The following is a 16283-nucleotide window of genomic DNA, read 5'->3' as shown; positions in this document are numbered from 1 at the left end:
GGCGGAATGTCGCCAGGGGAACCGCAGTGGGTCGGCCGGTACCGGGTACTGCGGAAGCTGGGAGAGGGCGGCATGGGCCAGGTCTTCCTCGCTCGGTCGGAGGGCGGGCGAACGGTGGCCGTGAAGGTGATCCGGCCGGAGGTCGCGCACGAGCCCGAGTTCCGCCGCCGGTTCCGCCTGGAGGTCGAGGCGGCGCGGAAGGTCGGCGGGGCCTGTACGGCGCCCGTGCTGGACGCCGACACCGAGGCCGCGGTGCCATGGGTCGCCACCGGCTACGTCGCCGGGCCGTCCCTGCACATGGTGGTGGGCGAGGACTACGGGCCGCTGCCGCAGCACTCCGTGCGCACCCTCGCGCACGGTCTGGCGCTGGCGCTGCAGGAGATCCACGCCGCGGGGCTGGTCCACCGCGACCTGAAGCCCTCCAACGTCCTGGTCACCGTCGACGGCCCGCGCGTCATCGACTTCGGCATCGCCCGTGCCCTGCACCCGGTGCCGGACGGCCGCGTCCTCACACAGACGGGCGCGGTGCTCGGCTCACCCGGCTTCATGTCGCCCGAGCAGGTGCGCGGCGAGCGCGTCACCGCGGCGTCGGACGTCTTCTGCTACGGCGCGGTTCTCGCGTTCGCGGCCACGGGGCGGCTGCCCTTCGGGACGCCGGACAGCGGGCTGCACGCGCTGATGTTCCGGGTCGCCGAGGAGGAGCCGGATCTGACGGGCCTCGCCGAGGGCCCCCTCCGGGACGTGATCGTGTGCTGCCTGGCCAAGGACCCCGCAGGCCGGCCGGACGTCACCGAACTGGTCGCCTTCACGCGGCAGCACGCACCGGCCGCCGGCCCCTGGCTGCCCGGCGAGGTCCTCGCGGGTCTCGGACGGCACGCGGCGCAACTGCTGGACGCGGAGTCGCCGGTCCCCGCCGCGGTGCCGTCCGCCACGGTGCCGGACGCGGCAGCGGCCCCCGCCGGCGCCTTCGGACCGCCGCCGCTGCCGGAGCCGGCCGTCGCTCCGCGCGAGGACGTCGTCGTGACCGAGTCCCCCCGAGGCATGGCCCTCGCGCTCCAGGCGCTGCTGGTGGTCCTGGGACTGCTGATGATCGTGCACCTGGGTTTCCAGGTCGACATGTTCCGCACGCTGACCAGGGCCGTCGACGCAGGATCCGAACTGTCCGACGCCCAAGTCGACCGGAACAAGGACCTGTTCGCATGGCTGCAGGACCTCAAGGCGCTGGTCATGGTGCCCACGGCCGTGATGTGGCTGCTCTGGTTCTGGCGGATCCGCATCAACGCCGAGGCCTTCGCATCCGGCCGCCATCGCTACCGTCGCGGCTGGGCGCTCTGGGGCTGGTTCACGCCCGTCGCAAGCCTCTGGATACCGAAGCTCATCACGGACGACATATGGGCCGCCAGCGACCCGAACGGTGGCAGCGCGCGGCGCGTACCCCGCGGATTCCTGAACGCCTGGTGGGTCTTCTGGGTGATCGAGCTGCTCTTCGGGCTGTTCAGCTTCTCCGGCCTGTACAACTGGTACGACTCCGACGACCCGGCCGAGTCGAGGCTGCTGCTCCTCCCCGACCTCATCGACAACCTGCTGATGATCGCGGCCGCCGGCTTCGCCACCGCGGTGGTGGGGCGCCTCACGGCCATGCAGGTGCGGCGGCGGGGCGCGTCGGGGTGAGGGCGGATCGGCGGCTCTTGCCGCGTGGTCACCGCACATTCCACGGCGGCACCGCCGGCGGTATCCGGCGCGGCACGTCCTGGGGCCCGGCCGGCGCGTCGAGCCGCTCGACCAGCCTGCGCAGCTCGGCCGCGCTGCGGGCCGGGAGGGCATTCACCATGTCCTCCAGGAGGTCCCTGGCGTGGAAGGGATTGCCGCAGCAGTCCCAGTGCAGTTCGTCGCCCCATTCCCAGTCCAGCCACAACCGGCGCTTGGGAAGCTGCACATGTTCCTTCCACAGCCGCACCGCCGCGACCGTCTGCCCCGGTTCCAGGTAGGTGCGGGTGCGCTCGATCCGGCGGATCCCGGACGCGGTCCGTGCGGACAGGCCGCCAACGGCGGCGACAACCAGAAGTGGTGCCTCACGCCGGTGAAGTGAGAGCCGGGGCGCCCCTGAGTCGCAGGGGCGCCCCCTCAGGGCGACGTCGCGTACCGCGTCCCGACGTTTCCGGCGTGCCACTCGTGGTTGCCGGTCATCCAGTTGTGGAGGCCGGTCACGAAGCGGGCGATCAGGGGGTTGGTGGCGGAGAGGGCGGCGGCCTGTTCCTCGAAGAGGTGGACGATCTCGTTGTGCACCTCGATCGCCTTCTGGAAGGCGTCGTGGATGGAGCAGTCCTCCTCCGCGGCGATCACGGTGGGCAGGCTGTAGTGGAACCGCCCGCTCGCCTGCTCCTTGCGCAGCGAGTAGAGGTCGTTGCAGATCGTCGAGGCGTTGGAGGACAGCGCGACGGCACGCTGTACGGCCGGTTCCGCGAAGAGGTGGGCGGGGAGCTCGTAGCCGCCGACCGAGTCGGTGAGGGTGAGGCACGGGCGGAACCCGTTGAACTGCCGCTGCACCAGGTACTCCCACACCGGCGGGGTGCGGTGCTGGCTGATGCAGTCGCCCTCGGCGCCGTACCCGAGGTAGAGGTTGGCGATGTCGTGCCGGAAGCGGTGTGCCTGGGCCGGGGTGGCCAGGGCGTAGAAGTGGTCCATGGCCGACCGCATGGAGCGCAGGGCCGGGTGGGATTCGACGCCGGCACGCCAGTCGGCCTCGTAGCGCGGGGTGTTGTGCGAGGGGTCGATCGCGGACTGGGCGACGGCCAGGGCCGCGCCGCGGCGGTCCGCGCTGCCGCCGTACTCCGCTTCGCAGAAGTAGTCGTCCACGGCGTTCTCGCCGACGTAGAGACGGGCGGCGGCCATGAGGTGGTCGATGCTCGGCGCGTCCGGGTGGCACAGGACCACCGACCGTCCCGGGTCGAAGCCGACGAGCTTCTCCCTCAGTTCGGTGTCCGGGTAGAGCCCCACTTCCTTCTCGGCCCACTCGACGATCCGGGCGTTGACCTCGTCGGCCAGCGCGCGGTCGTCCCGTACGGCCGGCGGGCAGTAGAGGCCCTCGATCCGCTCAGAGGACGACGGCTGCAGGGTTGGTCCCGATGCCGACGGCTCTGCCTCGTCCGGCAGCTCGGGCAGCTCGGGCAACTCCGGGAGTGCCGTCTCCGGCGTCAAGTCCGGCGTGAGGCGCAGGGAGTTCGTCCCGATCCCGGACGGCCCGGACAGCAGGCGCACCACCCGAGGAAGGGCTTCGGCAACGGCCTCGGAGGCATCGGTCGTGCCGGGGATTGGCGCCTTCATCCGCAACAACTCCGTCCACAGCTCCGTACGTCTGGCACACGCGTGACCACCGTGCCCGCCCCGCGGAGTCGGCGCAAGGGCGCCTTCCCGCATCCGTTTCTTCCCAGCACTGTGCCGGATATCCCGGGCCGGTTCGCCGGATTCCGGCCGTACTGAGGAGCGATCGTTCCCGTCGTCGGGGGACCCCGGAGACCCCTGAACTCGGCATCCGTGCTCTGCAGCCGGTGGCGCAAACGCACGGGCTGCGTTCCGCCACTCTCGACCAACATCGTTACGCGCTGCTTCACTTGCGGCTCGCATCGCCTGCGGCAGGCCGGTCCGCCGCGGCCGATGTCCACGACATGCCTCCCCGTCACGTTTTGGAAGGGCACAGGGATGACGACTGCAGTGACGCCCGAGCAGCCTGAGCAGAATGAAGCGAACGCAGGGCGAGCCCAGTTGAGCCTCGGGGTAGCGGCCGCCCGCAATCTCGCGACCACCACCAAGACCGTTCCGCAGATGCAGAACATCAGCTCGCGCTGGCTGCTGCGGACGCTTCCCTGGGTGGAGGTCAAGGGCGGTACGTACCGGGTCAACCGGCGGTTGGTCTACACGGTCGGCGACGGGCGGGTGACGTTCGTCCAGGAGGGGTCCACGGTCACGGTCATCCCCGCAGAGCTGGGCGAACTGCCGCTGCTGCGCGGCTTCGACGATCCGGAGGTGCTGCGGGCACTGGCCGGACGGTTCGAGCAGCGGGAGTACGAGCCGGGCCAGGTCCTGGTGCAGGCCGGGCAGCCGGCGGACCAGGTCGTGCTGATCGCGCACGGCAAGGTGGAGAAGACCGGTACCGGGAAGTACGGGGACGAGGCGCGGCTCGGGGTGCTCGCCGACGGCGGGTTCTTCGGCGGCCAGACGGTGTCGGAGGAGCCCGGCGCGTGGGAGTTCACCGCGCGGGCGATGACCGCGTGCACGGTGCTCGTGCTGCCCCGCCGGGCGTACGAGGAGGTGGCCGGGCAGAGCGAGCCGCTGCGCGAGCACGTACGGCGCCGCCAGGCCGAAGGGGACCTCCCGCAGAACAAGCGCGGCGAGGCGGACATCGCCCTGTCCGCCGGCCACTCCGGGGAGCCCCTCCTGCCGGGCACGTTCGTCGACTACGAACTCGCACCGCGCGAGTACGAGCTGAGCGTGGCGCAGACGGTCCTGAAGGTGCACACCCGGGTCGCCGACCTCTACAACGACCCGATGAACCAGATCGAGCAGCAGCTGCGGCTGACCATAGAGGCGCTGCGCGAGCGCCAGGAGCACGAGCTCGTCAACAACCGCGAGTTCGGACTGCTGCACAACGCCGACCACGCTCAGCGCATCTCCACCCACTCCGGCCCGCCCACTCCGGACGACTTCGACGAACTGCTGAGCATGCGCCGCCAGACCAAGGCGTTCTTCGCCCACCCGAAGGCGATCGCCGCTTTCGGCCGCGAGTGCAACAAGCGCGGGCTCATCCTCGGCGACGTGGACGTCAACGGCCACCGCCTCCCCGCCTGGCGCGGTGTGCCGATCTACTCGCTGGGCAAGCTGCAGGTCTCGGAGCACGGCACCACCTCGATCCTGGCGATGCGCACCGGCGAGGACGCCGAGGGCGTGGTCGGACTGCGGCAGACCGGCATCCCGGACGAGTACGAGGCCGGTCTGAACGTCCGGTTCATGGGCATCAACGACCAGGCCGTCATGTCCTATCTGGTCAGCACGTACTACTCGGCGGCCGTCCTCGTGCCCGATGCGCTCGGTGTCCTGGAGAACGTCGAGGTCGCCCGCGCCGCCGACGCCTGAGCCGTGCACCGCCTGTTCGACACATCGGAACGTTGAGAACGTTAAGGAGTACCCCCGCATGACCACGACCCCGGAAGCCCCTGCCCAGGTTCTGCGCACGGCCTACCAGCAGTCGGTGGCCGACTACTGGAACAGCGAGAAGGACCCGGTCAATCTGCGTCTGGGTGATGTCGACGGCCTCTACCACCACCACTACGGCCTCGGTGACTACGACCCGTCCGTCCTGGAGGGCCCCAAGGAGACCCGTGGCGCCCGCATCGTCGAGGAACTGCATCGCCTCGAATCGGCCCAGGCGGACGTCCTGCTGGACCACCTGGGCCCCGTGGCCCCCACCGACCGCCTCCTCGACGCGGGCTGCGGCCGTGGCGGGAGCAGCATCATGGCCAATGCCCGCTTCGGCTGCCGGGTCGACGGCGTCTCCATCTCCCAGGCCCAGGTGGACTTCGCCAACGGCCAGGCCCGCAAGCGCGGTGTGGACGAGACGGTCCGCTACCACTTCCGCAACATGCTGGACACCGGCCTGCCGACGGGTGCCTTCCAGGGCATCTGGAACAACGAGTCCACGATGTATGTGGACCTCTTCCAGCTCTTCGCCGAACACGCCCGCCAGCTCGCCTTCGGCGGCCGCTACGTCGTCATCACCGGCTGCTACAACGACGTCACCGGCGGCCGCTCCAAGGCCGTCAGCCGCATCGACGAGCACTACACCTGCAACATCCACCCCCGCAGCGCCTACTTCAAGGCGATGGCCGCCAACGGCCTCGTCCCCATGAACGTGGTGGACCTGACGCCCGCGACCATCCCCTACTGGGAACTGCGCGCCCAGTCCTCCCTGGCCACCGGCGTCGAGGACCCCTTCCTCACCGCCTACAAGGAGGGCAGCTTCCACTACCTCCTCATCGCGGCCGACCGGGTCTGACCGCAACCGACCGGACGGGGCGCCCCGGAGCCGGGGGCGCCCCTCTCGTTCACGTCAGAGCGTCAGACGTTGACGCCGAAGTCGCGCGCGATGCCCACCAGGCCCGACGCGTAACCCTGGCCCACCGCGCGGAACTTCCACTCCGCGCCGTTGCGGTACAGCTCGCCGAAGACCATCGCCGTCTCCGTCGCCGCGTCCTCGCTGAGGTCGTAGCGGGCTATCTCCTGGCCGCCGGCCTGGTTGACGATGCGGATGTACGCGTTGCGCACCTGGCCGAAGTTCTGCGCGCGCGTCTCGGCGTCGTAGATGGAGACCGGGAAGACGATCTTGTCGACGTCGGCCGGGAGGGCGGCCAGGTTGACGTTGATCTGCTCGTCGTCGCCCTCGCCCGCGCCCGTCGTGTTGTCGCCGGTGTGGACGATGGACTGGTCCGGGGTGGACTTGTTGTTGAAGAAGATGAAGTGCGCGTCCGAGTAGACGCGGCCGCCCGCGTTCACGGCGATGGCGCTCGCGTCGAGGTCGAAGTCCGTTCCCGTGGTGGTGCGGACGTCCCAGCCGAGGCCGACCGTGACGGCCGTCAGGCCCGGGGCCTCCTTGGTGAGGGAGACGTTGCCGCCCTTGGACAGGCTTACAGCCATGGGATGGGTCCCTTCAGATCGAGCAGATCGAGATCGACGAGGTCGTCATCCGGGAGAACGCTCGGTGAGGGCGATGGGGTTCCGGAGTTTCTTTACTTTCTTTGCCCAGTCATGGCCCTGGCGGTCCTGGCGGTCCTGGTGCAAAACGATGTGACGGTGCGGCGGATCGTGCGGAATCATGGGACACATGTCCGGTCCCTACGTCATCCGCGGCTCCGTCTCCCTCCCGGAGGCCGAGCTCATGTGGCGTTTCTCGCGGTCCTCGGGGCCGGGCGGGCAGCACGTCAACACCAGTGACAGTCAGGTGGAGCTGCGCTTCGACCTCGCGCGCACGAACGCGCTGCCGCAGGCGTGGAAGGAGCGGGCGCTGGAGCGGCTCGCCGGCCGGCTCGTCGACGGGGGCGTGGTCGTCGTACGCGCCTCCGAGCACCGTTCGCAGTGGCGCAACCGCGAGACCGCCGCCGTCCGGCTGGCCTCCCTGCTCGCCGAGGCGTCCGCGCCGCCGCCCAGGCAGCGCCGGGCCACGAAGATCCCGCGCGGTATCAACGAGCGGCGGCTGCGCGAGAAGAAGCAGCGCAGCGATACCAAACGGGGGCGTACCGGGCGGGATTGGTGACCGCCCGGGTCTCTCGGCCCAGTTGGCGGTATCAGCCCAGTTGGCGGTAGCGGCCCCGGAAGTACGTCAGCGGTCCGGCGTCCGTGCTCGGTGCCGCCGCCGTGAGGACGCGGCCGATGACGAGCGTGTGGTCCCCGGCCGGCACGCGCTGCTCCGTGCGGCACTCCAGCACCGACAGCGCTCCGTCGATCAGCGGGGCGCCGGTCGTCCCGCCGTGCCCGTGCGGGACGTCCGCGAACAGCAGCCGGTCGCTGATGCGGCCCTTCATGGCGAAACGTGCCGCCACCTGCCGCTGACCCTCGGCCAGTACGGAGACCGCCCACAGGGGCTGGCGGGCCAGCAGGTCGTCCATCCGGGAGTCGTTGCGCACGCTGACCATGACCAGCGGCGGCTCCAGGGAGACGGACAGGAAGGCCGTCGCCGTCATGCCGACGTCCTCGCCGCGCGGGCCGTCTTCGGGGTCGTGCGCGGTCACCAGCACCACGCCGGCGGCGAGGCGGGCGAGGGCGGCACGGAATTCGTCGGCGCTCACTCCTTCAGGATGAGCTATGCCGGACGCTGCGGGCGGGGTGGCGGAGGTCGTCTGCAACACGGTGTGCACGCTAGCCGCCTTTCCCCGAGGGGCGCATCGGGCTGGGGGACCAGGCTCTGGTCCTAGGCCGCTGTCATTTCCCGTATCGTCGCGGATTTGCGTTCGTAAGGCGTTCGCGTGGCACAAGGAATCTCCGAACGCCAGTGCCCGGATGGCCCCCACGCTTGTGACATGAGTCACATGAAGCGCTAATTGTTGACCCTGTGTACCGAGCGGTCAGCTCGCTGTGATTCAGTGGCCGTGGTAAGCGGACGACAAAGAAGCCTGGAGTTGCTGTTTAGGTCTCGGGGGAGAGCGAGCTATGGAGACCGAGTCGGAGCCATATGTCCGCCTGGCCACCTTGCGACAGGTGCATCAGGCAGTCGCGGAACTGAACACCGCGCGAAGCCTCGCGGACACCTTGCAGACGGTCGCGGACGGCATCGTCGCCGGGCTCGGGTACGAGCTCGCAGCCGTCAACCTCGTCCGGCCGGACGGGGATCTGGTGGTGGCCGCGGTGGCCGGGAGCGCCAGCGCGGAGGCGCTGATGTCGGGCCGGGTCGGCTCCCGCGTGTCGTGGGAGCGGCGGCTGACCATGGGCGACCAGTGGGGCGAACTGCGGTTCATCCCGTACACCGAGGGGTGGGTCCTCGACGAGGACGACGTCCCCCAGTGGCACACCGCCGGGCCCGCCCCGCGGTTCGCCGACGAGTGGCACCCCATGGACCGCCTCTTCGCCCCGATGTACACGACGGGGCCCTCCGGGGGCGAGCTCCTGGGCGTCATCTCGGTGGACAAGCCGCGCAGCGGGCGGCGCCCGGGCGCCTGGGGCCGCGAGGCGCTCCAGATGTACGCATCACAAGCCGCCATTGCGATCAGCAACGCTCGTCTACGCGCAAATATGCAGCGCGCCCTGGTCCGTCTCGAACGCGAGCAGCAGGCCCTGCGCGCCAGCGAGGAGAGCTTCCGGCAGGCCTTCGAGTACGCGCCCAGCGGCATGGCCATCGCCGAGCTCGGCGGCGACCAGCACGGGCGGCTGCACCGCACCAACGACGCCCTGTGCCGGCTGCTCGGCCGCTCCGCCTCCCAGATGCGGCGGTACTCCTTCTCCGACCTCGTCCACCCCGAGGACATAGGCACCCTGCTCCGCACCTCCGCCGAGGGCGGCCGCGCCGAGCTGCGCCTGGCCCGGCGCGACGGGACGTACGTGTGGGTGTCGCTGCGCAACTCGGTGGTCGCCGACGCCGCCGACGGGCCGCGCTTCCTGCTGACGCACGTCGAGGACATCGAGGAGCGCAAGCGGCACGAGCTGCAACTCGCCCACCGCGCCAGCCACGACTCGCTGACCGGCCTGCCCAACAGCGCCGAACTGCGCGCCCGGCTCAGCTCCCGGCTGTGCGGGAGACCGCCGGGCAGCGAGACGCACGCCGCGGCGGACGTCGCGCCGTACGGCTGTCTCGACGGCTTCGCCGAGGTCGAGAGCGTCGCGGGCACCGCACCGTACGGGCACGGCTTCGGCTCGGACACGGCACCGGACTACGCGCCGGACTTCGTCCCCGACGAGTACGCCGACGGGGGCTACGCGCACGGCGGTTACGCCCACCACCACGATCACCATCACGTGCACACCTTCGCGCCGGACGAGGACGGCGTGGAGGGCGGCGACGGCGACGCCAGGGGCCTGGCCGTCCTGTTCTGCGACCTCGACGGCTTCAAGGCGATCAACGACCGCTACGGGCACCACACCGGCGACGCCGTCCTGATCGAGGTGGCCCAGCGGCTGAGCAACGGAGTGCGCGAGGGCGACACGGTCGCCCGGCTCGGCGGCGACGAGTTCGTCGTCCTCGCGGACGGGCTGGGGCCCGCGGACGCGGAGGACCTCGCGGTGCGGTTGCGCAACGCCATCGTTCCGCCCATAAGGGTCGACGGGCGCGCGGTGCGCGTCGGGGCGAGCTTCGGCATCGGCTGGGCGGGCTGCGGGATGTCCGCAGACGAAGTGTTGCACTCCGCCGACCAGCGGATGTACATCGAGAAACGGTCCCGCGCGAAGGCCGGCCGGCGGGCAGGATAGGTGGCGTACGGCGTGATCGGGCCCGCTCGGGGTAGGCTGCGCCGATGCGGCGCAGCCGCCGAGCGCGTACGAGCGTGGGCGCCGATGGGCACACCATGTGGGGAGTGACAGGGGATGACGGCCGGCAACAACGGCAACGGCACCGGGACGCCGGAGAACGAAGACCCGTTCGGCTACCTCTACCGCTCTGAGGGCGGCGAGGCCGACACGGATGCGCCCGCCGCGCGCCAGCCCGGGGTGCCCCGCACCTCGTACAACCAGGTGCGCCCCGTCGGCTCGCGCCAGTACGGCCAGCCCGCGGCCGCCCAGCAGCGGCCGCACCCGCATTACGCGGCCCCGGAGACCCTCCCGGGCGGGGCCTCACCCCAGCCCCCGACGGGGTACGCGGCGGGGCCGGCCGCCCCGGCGCGGCCGAAGCGGCGGGGGCCGCTGATAGCGGCGATAGCGGTGGTGGCGGTCGTCGCGGGCGGCATCGGGGTGGCGATGCTGACGAACAACTCGTCGTCGCAGGACGACAAGCAGAACTCGGCGAGTGAGCAGAAGTCCGGCAAGGGCGACAGCTCGGGCAAGGGCGACGACTCGAAGAAGTCGGGCGACGAGCCCAAGAACCCTTCGGTCAACGGGCAGACGACGCGCGACGCGGCGAGCCTGAAGCTGAGCGGTGGTGCGACCACCGAGAAGACGCAGAAGGGCGCCAAGGCCGAGGGCGGGACGTACATCACCGGCATGAACGCGCCGGGTGCGGCGGTCGAGTGGACGGTCGACGTCAAGGAGCCCGGTCAGTACCGGCTGAACCTGCGCTACGGCGTGCCGGGCAAGGACGCCAACCTCACGGTGTGGCAGAACGGCGACAAGAACAACGCCATCAAGATGAACAACTACGGTGCGAAGCCGGGTGACTACAGCGACATGTGGTTCACCAGCTGGGTCAACGTGCAGCTGAACAAGGGCACCAACACCCTCAAGCTCTCGTGTGAACCCGGGAACTCGTGCGATACGCACCTCGACCAGGTGTGGCTCACGCAGGGCTGACGCTGACGACCTGAAGGAAACGGGCAACCGTTTCCGCCATGGCTTCCCGCGCAGGTGCCAGGTACCTGCGCGGGTCGACCGTGGACGGATGGGCCTCCAGGAAGGCGCGGACCGCGCCGGTGAAGGCCGTGTTGAGGGCTGTGCCCACGTTGATCTTCGTCATGCCTGCGGCCACCGCGCGGCGGAGTTCCCGGTCCGGGACGCCGGAGGAGCCGTGGAGGACCAGCGGGACCGGGAGTGCTGTGCGGAGTTCGGTGATCAGGGCGTGGTCGAGGGCGGCCGTGCGGGTCGTCATGGCGTGGGTGCTGCCCACTGCCACCGCCAGGGCGTCGATGCCGGTTTCCGCCACGTAGGCGGCCGCCTCGGTGGGGTCGGTGCGGATGCCGGGGGTGTGGGCGTCGCCCGCCTTGCCGCCGATGCGGCCCAGTTCGGCTTCCAGCCAGAGGCCGCGTTCGTGGGCCCAACGGGCCGCAGCGGCGGTTGATTTGACGTTGTCGGCGTAGGGGAGCTTCGACGCGTCGAACATGACCGAGCTGAAGTCGTGCGTGTGGGCGGCGTGGAGGAGGTCCGTGCTCTCGACGTGGTCGAGGTGCAGGGCGAGGCGCGCGGTCGAGGCGCGGGCCACGGCTGCGGTGGCGGTGGCGATGGGGGCCGGCCGGTTGCCGTGGAACTTCACGGCGTTCTCGGAGATCTGGAGGATGGCGGGGGCGCCTGCCGCTTCGGCTCCCGCGGCGATGGCTTCGGCGTGTTCAACGGTGATGACGTTGAAGGCGGTTACGGCTCCGCCTGCGGTCATGAGGTCTGCGGTGCGGATCAGCGGCATTCGGTGGTCCCTTCCTCCGTGACCCGTACCTTCGGCAGTAACTCCTCGTACAGGACCGCGTCGAACTCGCCCGCCACCGGGGCGTGGACCGTCGCCGCCGACAGGGCCACCGCACTCGCCAGGCGGTCCGGCCAGGGCAGGTGCCAGGCCGCGAGCAGGGCGGCGACCGCCGCGTCGCCCGCGCCCGTCGGGTTGCCCCGGAGCGGGCGGGGCGGGCTCGCGCGCCACGTGCCGTCGGGGGTGACGGCCACCATGCCGTCCGCCCCCAGCGACGCGGCCACCGCATGGGCGCCGCGGCGGCGGGCGTCGCGGGCCGCGTCCAGGGGGGCCGTCGAGCCGGTGAGCGCGGCCAGTTCGGCCGCGTTCGGCTTGACCGCGTCGGGGCGGGCGGCGATGCCGCGGCGGAGCGGTTCGCCGCTCGTGTCCAGGATCACCGGCACCTGCCGCGCCCGCGCCTGCCGCACCAGGTGCGCGTACGCCCCCACCGGCACCCCGGGCGGCAGGCTGCCGCACAGCGCGACCGCCTCCGCGTCGGCCAGCAGCCGCACGTAGCGCTCCTCGAAGGCGAGCCACTCCTCCTGGGCCACCTCCGGGCCCGCCTCGTTGAGCTGCGTCGTGTCGCCCGTCGACTCGTCGACGACGGCGACCGTGCGGCGCGTGGTCCCGGATATGGGGGCGAGGGCGTCGGTCACGCCGGGCGCGGTCTCCGCGAGGAGGCGCCGCAGGGTCTCGCCCGTCGCCCCGCCGGCGAAGCCGGTGGCCACCGTGTCGCGGCCCAGCGCGGCCAGCACGCGTGCGACGTTCAGGCCCTTGCCGCCCGGCCGTTCGACGGCCCGGGCGACGCGGTGGTCGGCGTGCGGGAGCAGACGCGGGACGCGGTAGGTCAGGTCGAGCGCGGCGTTGAGCGTGACCGTGAGGATCATCGGCGCCTCTCTCTCGCATCTCTCGCACCGGTGCGACATCGCGCGAGCGATCATGCCAAAACAGCGGCGGCAGGCCCAGTCCCCCGGGCCCGCCGCCGCTGTCGAAGTGGGGTGATATTCAGCGCACTTCGGGAGTGACCACCCAAGTGCCCTTGCGCATCACGCCCACGAGCTCGTACGCGTCGTCGAACACGGCCAGGTCCGCGTCCTTGCCCGGCTCCAGCGAGCCGACCCGGTCGGCAACGCCCAGCAGACGGGCGGGGTTTGCGGAGAGGGCCTGCACGGCGTCCTCGACCGGGAGCCGGTCGACCGTCACCGCGCGCTTGAAGGCGGTGTCGAGGGTGAGCGTCGAGCCGGCGATCGAACCCGCCGTCGGGCCGTCGGCGATCCGGGCCACGCCGTCCTTGACCTCGACGCGCATCGGGCCGAGCGGGTACATGCCGTCGTTCATGCCCGCCGCACCCATCGCGTCCGTGATGAACGCGACCCGCTCCGCGCCCGCGCGGGCGAACGCCAGCTCCAGGACGGACGGGTGCAGGTGCGTACCGTCGTTGATCAGCTCGACGGTGACCCGCTCGTCCTCCAGCAGCGCGGCGATCGGGCCCGGTGCGCGGTGCAGCAGCGAGGGCATCGCGTTGAACAGGTGCGTGGCGACGGTCGCACCCGCGTCGATCGCCTCCAGCGTCGCCTCGTACGTGGAGTCCGTGTGGCCGACCGCCGCGATCACGCCGTGGTCGGCGAGGAGACGAACGGACTCCAGGCCGCCCGGCAGTTCGGGCGCGAGCGTCATCATCCGGGCCGCGCCGCGCGCCGCGTCGACGAGCTTGCGCACGTCCGACGGGTCCGGGTCGCGCAGCAGCTCCGGCTGGTGCGCGCCGCAGCGGTGCGGGGAGATGAACGGGCCCTCGAAGTGGATGCCCGCCAGGTCGCCCTGCTCGGTGAGCTCGGAGAGGACCGCGGCCTGCCGGGCCAGGTCGTCCAGGTCGCCGGTCACGGTGGACGCGACCATCGTGGTCGTGCCGTGCGCGCGGTGTGTACGGATCGCGGTGAGCGCCTCCTCGGCGCTGCCCGCGGAGAAGGACGCGCCGCCGCCGCCGTGGACGTGGATGTCCACGAAGCCGGGGACGATCCAGTGACCGGACAGGTCGAGGGTCCGGTCGCCCGCCGTCTGCGGGGCGATCTCCGCGATGCGGTCGCCCTCGACCGCGAGGGCCGTCCCCTCCGCCACGCCCGTGGGCAGGACCAGCCTGGCTCCCGTGAGAACTGTGCGTTCGGCCATCAGGCGGATACCTCCGTGGCGTGCTGAGTGATGAGGTCCCAGGCGAGCAGGCCCGCGCCCAGGCAGCCGGCGGTGTCCCCGAGGGCCGCCGGAACGATGCGGGGGAGCTTCTGGAACGTGATGCGCTCCGCGACCGCGGCGCGCAGCGGTGCGAACAACGTTTCCCCGGCCTCGGCCAGCCCGCCACCGATGATCAGGGTGCCGGGGTCCAGCAGGGTGACGGCCATGACGAGGCCGTCCGCGAGGGCGTTCACGGCCTCGGCCCAGACCGCCGTCGCGCGGGGGTCGCCCTCGGCGACGGCCTTCGCGCAGTCCGCGGCGTCGGCCTGCGGGTCGCCGCTGACGTCTGCCCAGGCGCGGCTGACGGCGCTCGCCGAGGCGACGGTCTCCAGGCAGCCGTGGGCGCCGCAGCCGCACGGCTCGCCGCCGGGGCCGGGGCGGACGGCGATGTGGCCGATCTCGCCCGCGCAGCCGTTCGCGCCCTCCTCGACGCGGCCGTCGATGCCGATGGCGCCGGCGATGCCGGTGCCGAGGGGGACGAACAGGAAGCGGTCGGCGCCGCGGCCGGCGCCGATGCGGCCCTCGGCGAGGCCGCCGGTGCGCACGTCGTGGCCGAGGGCCACCGGGCCGCCGACGCGGTCGGCGAGGAGGGCGCGCAGGGGGACGTCGCGCCAGCCGAGGTTGGCGGCGTAGACCGCCGTGCCGGCGGTGGTGTCGACGATGCCGGGCACCGCTATGCCGGTGGCCGCCGCCGGCTCGCCGTAGCGGCGCTCGCCGAGGTCGCGGAGGTCTGCTGCGAGGTCGAGGATGCCGGTCACGACTGCGTCGGGGCCCTGGTCGCGGCCGGTGGGCCGCCGGGTCTCGTGCAGCAGTACGTGGTCCGCTCCGACGAGGGCGGCCTTGATGGCGGTGCCGCCCACGTCGAGCGCGATGACGTGTTTCACGGGGACAGTTTCGCGCGGGTGGGTACGAAAGGTCTAGTCCACTCGGCGTGGTGGCGCGGTTTGCCCCCACCCACCCGCCCGATTGCCCGGCACCGGGGCGGTGCCGGTGCGGTGCCGAGGGGGCTTGAGCGGGGTTCGGCACCGCCGGGTTCCCACGTCGTGGCCGAGCACCGTTGCGGCGGATCCAAAGGGGGCGGGCCGCCCCTTTGGAGCCCGGCGGCACCGAACCGGCCTGGCGGCCGGACGGCGCAATGCCGGGTGGCGCCCGCTGCCTTTCGCCGACTGCGGCCGGTCAAAGGGGCGGCCCGCCCCCTTTGGATCCGCCGCAACGGCGAGACGCCCGACGGTGCAGTCCGGCGGTGCCGAACCGGCCTGGTGGCCGTCCCCTCAGCAGCTCCGCAGGATCACGCTCCGCGTCAGGTTCCGTGGCGCGTCCGGCGACAGTCCGCGCCGTTCCGCCACCGCCACCGCGAGCCGGTGGACGCGGATCAGGTCCGCCATCGGGTCGCCCTCGGCAGTGATCAGCGTGGCCCCGGTCGCCGCGACATCGGCCGCCAGCCCGTCCGGCAACGGCCCGAACGCCCACACCACCCGCCCCGGCCCCGCCACGGCCACCGGGCCGTGGCGGTACTCCATCGCCGGGTACGCCTCCGTCCACGCCCCCGCCGCCTCCCGCATCTTCAGCGCCGCCTCCTGCGCCAGGCCGTACGCCCAGCCCGTCCCCAGGAACGTCCACTGCTCGGCCTCCAGGGCCGCCGCAGGCAACGCCGCGGTCACCGCCGCCTCCGCGTCGGCCGCGGCGGCGGCCACGTCCTCGCCGAGGCCGAGGCCCGCGCGCAGGTATGCCAGGGCCGTCGTCGCGAAGCGGGTCTGGACGATGGACCGCTCGTCCGCCCAGTCCAGGGCCACGACCTCGTCCGCGGCGTCGCGCACCGGCGTCGCCGCGTCCGCCGTGATCGCCACCGTGGGGATCCGGCCGCGTACCGCCTCCAGCAGGCGCAGCACCTCCGTCGTCGTCCCCGAACGGGTAATCGCCACAAGTCGGTCGTACCGCCGCCCGGACGGGAACTCCGACGACGCGAACGCGTCGGTCTCCCCCTGCCCCGCGGACTCGCGCAACGCCGCGTACGCCTGTGCCATGAACCACGAAGTGCCGCACCCGGTCACGGCGATCCGTTCGCCGGGATCCGGCGAGAAAGCAATCCGCGCGGCGGCCCTGCGCCAGCAGTCCGGCTGTGTCGCCAGCTCAACGGCCGTACGGGAAACGGGAGTAGAAGAGGACGGCGTCATGTGCTGCTCCTCCTTGAGGGGTGTGATCAGGGTGTGATCCTCGCGGA

At 71.9% G+C, this 16283-nt stretch carries 15 protein-coding genes; 6 read left to right on the top strand and 9 right to left on the bottom strand.

Going from position 1 to position 16283, the window contains the following annotated elements:
- The first annotated feature begins 6 nt into the window (after positions 1–6).
- Positions 7–1671 (top strand): protein kinase domain-containing protein, encoded by a 1665-nt coding sequence (locus ACLHRZ_RS38875; protein WP_490423301.1) that lies wholly within the window; start codon positions 7–9, stop codon positions 1669–1671.
- 28 nt (positions 1672–1699) lie between these two features.
- Here ACLHRZ_RS38875 and ACLHRZ_RS38870 read toward each other — a convergent pair whose 3' ends face one another.
- Positions 1700–1936 carry a hypothetical protein gene (locus ACLHRZ_RS38870; RefSeq protein ID WP_490423300.1) on the bottom strand — a complete coding sequence of 79 codons (237 nt, stop codon included), beginning with the start codon at positions 1934–1936 and terminating at the stop codon, positions 1700–1702.
- Positions 1937–2124: 188 nt separating this feature from the next.
- A complete protein-coding gene (locus ACLHRZ_RS38865; RefSeq protein WP_490423299.1) occupies positions 2125–3324 on the bottom strand; it encodes a family 2 encapsulin nanocompartment cargo protein terpene cyclase in 1200 nt (399 codons plus the stop codon).
- A 375-nt stretch (positions 3325–3699) separates the two neighbouring features.
- Here ACLHRZ_RS38865 and ACLHRZ_RS38860 point away from each other — a divergent pair, with 375 nt between their 5' ends.
- Positions 3700–5130 (top strand): family 2B encapsulin nanocompartment shell protein, encoded by a 1431-nt coding sequence (locus ACLHRZ_RS38860; RefSeq protein WP_490423298.1) that lies wholly within the window; start codon positions 3700–3702, stop codon positions 5128–5130.
- Between the two features lie 58 nt (positions 5131–5188).
- Entirely contained in the window at positions 5189–6049 is an 861-nt protein-coding gene (locus tag ACLHRZ_RS38855; RefSeq protein WP_490423297.1) for a geranyl diphosphate 2-C-methyltransferase, read from the top strand.
- Between the two features lie 62 nt (positions 6050–6111).
- On the opposite strand, the gene ACLHRZ_RS38850 is transcribed toward ACLHRZ_RS38855, so the two are convergent.
- Positions 6112–6687: a TerD family protein gene (locus ACLHRZ_RS38850; protein WP_490423296.1), complete on the bottom strand. Its 576-nt coding sequence runs from the start codon at positions 6685–6687 to the stop codon at positions 6112–6114.
- A gap of 178 nt (positions 6688–6865) precedes the next feature.
- Between ACLHRZ_RS38850 and arfB the strand changes: the two genes are divergently transcribed.
- Positions 6866–7303, top strand: a complete 438-nt coding sequence (arfB, locus tag ACLHRZ_RS38845) for an alternative ribosome rescue aminoacyl-tRNA hydrolase ArfB (RefSeq protein ID WP_490423295.1) — start codon at positions 6866–6868, stop codon at positions 7301–7303.
- Positions 7304–7334: 31 nt separating this feature from the next.
- Here arfB and ACLHRZ_RS38840 read toward each other — a convergent pair whose 3' ends face one another.
- On the bottom strand, positions 7335–7895 hold the full coding sequence (locus ACLHRZ_RS38840; protein WP_490423294.1) for a flavin reductase family protein: 561 nt from the start codon (positions 7893–7895) through the stop codon (positions 7335–7337).
- A gap of 301 nt (positions 7896–8196) precedes the next feature.
- Between ACLHRZ_RS38840 and cdgB the strand changes: the two genes are divergently transcribed.
- Entirely contained in the window at positions 8197–9945 is a 1749-nt protein-coding gene (gene cdgB, locus ACLHRZ_RS38835) for a diguanylate cyclase CdgB (protein ID WP_490423293.1), read from the top strand.
- Positions 9946–10059: 114 nt separating this feature from the next.
- On the top strand, positions 10060–10977 hold the full coding sequence (locus ACLHRZ_RS38830) for a CBM35 domain-containing protein (RefSeq protein ID WP_490423292.1): 918 nt from the start codon (positions 10060–10062) through the stop codon (positions 10975–10977).
- On the opposite strand, the gene ACLHRZ_RS38825 is transcribed toward ACLHRZ_RS38830, so the two are convergent.
- From ACLHRZ_RS38825 to ACLHRZ_RS38805, 5 genes are all read right to left on the bottom strand, one after another.
- Positions 10964–11800, bottom strand: a complete 837-nt coding sequence (locus ACLHRZ_RS38825; RefSeq protein ID WP_490423291.1) for a class II fructose-bisphosphate aldolase — start codon at positions 11798–11800, stop codon at positions 10964–10966. The genes ACLHRZ_RS38830 and ACLHRZ_RS38825 overlap by 14 nt on opposite strands.
- Positions 11791–12723, bottom strand: coding sequence for a 1-phosphofructokinase family hexose kinase (locus ACLHRZ_RS38820; RefSeq protein ID WP_490423290.1), 933 nt, complete (start codon positions 12721–12723; stop codon positions 11791–11793). Before ACLHRZ_RS38820 ends, ACLHRZ_RS38825 begins: the two co-directional genes overlap by 10 nt.
- A 118-nt stretch (positions 12724–12841) precedes the next feature.
- A complete protein-coding gene (gene nagA, locus ACLHRZ_RS38815) occupies positions 12842–14002 on the bottom strand; it encodes an N-acetylglucosamine-6-phosphate deacetylase (RefSeq protein WP_490423289.1) in 1161 nt (386 codons plus the stop codon).
- Positions 14002–14946: an ROK family protein gene (locus ACLHRZ_RS38810; RefSeq protein WP_490423288.1), complete on the bottom strand. Its 945-nt coding sequence runs from the start codon at positions 14944–14946 to the stop codon at positions 14002–14004. Before ACLHRZ_RS38810 ends, nagA begins: the two co-directional genes overlap by 1 nt.
- Positions 14947–15333: 387 nt before the next feature.
- Positions 15334–16236, bottom strand: a complete 903-nt coding sequence (locus ACLHRZ_RS38805) for an SIS domain-containing protein (RefSeq protein WP_490423287.1) — start codon at positions 16234–16236, stop codon at positions 15334–15336.
- Positions 16237–16283: the final 47 nt, after the last annotated feature.

Source organism: Streptomyces sp. AM25 (assembly GCF_058146165.1).
The sequence above is the reverse complement of the archived record's forward strand: the minus strand, read 5'-3'. Positions and strand labels throughout refer to the sequence as shown.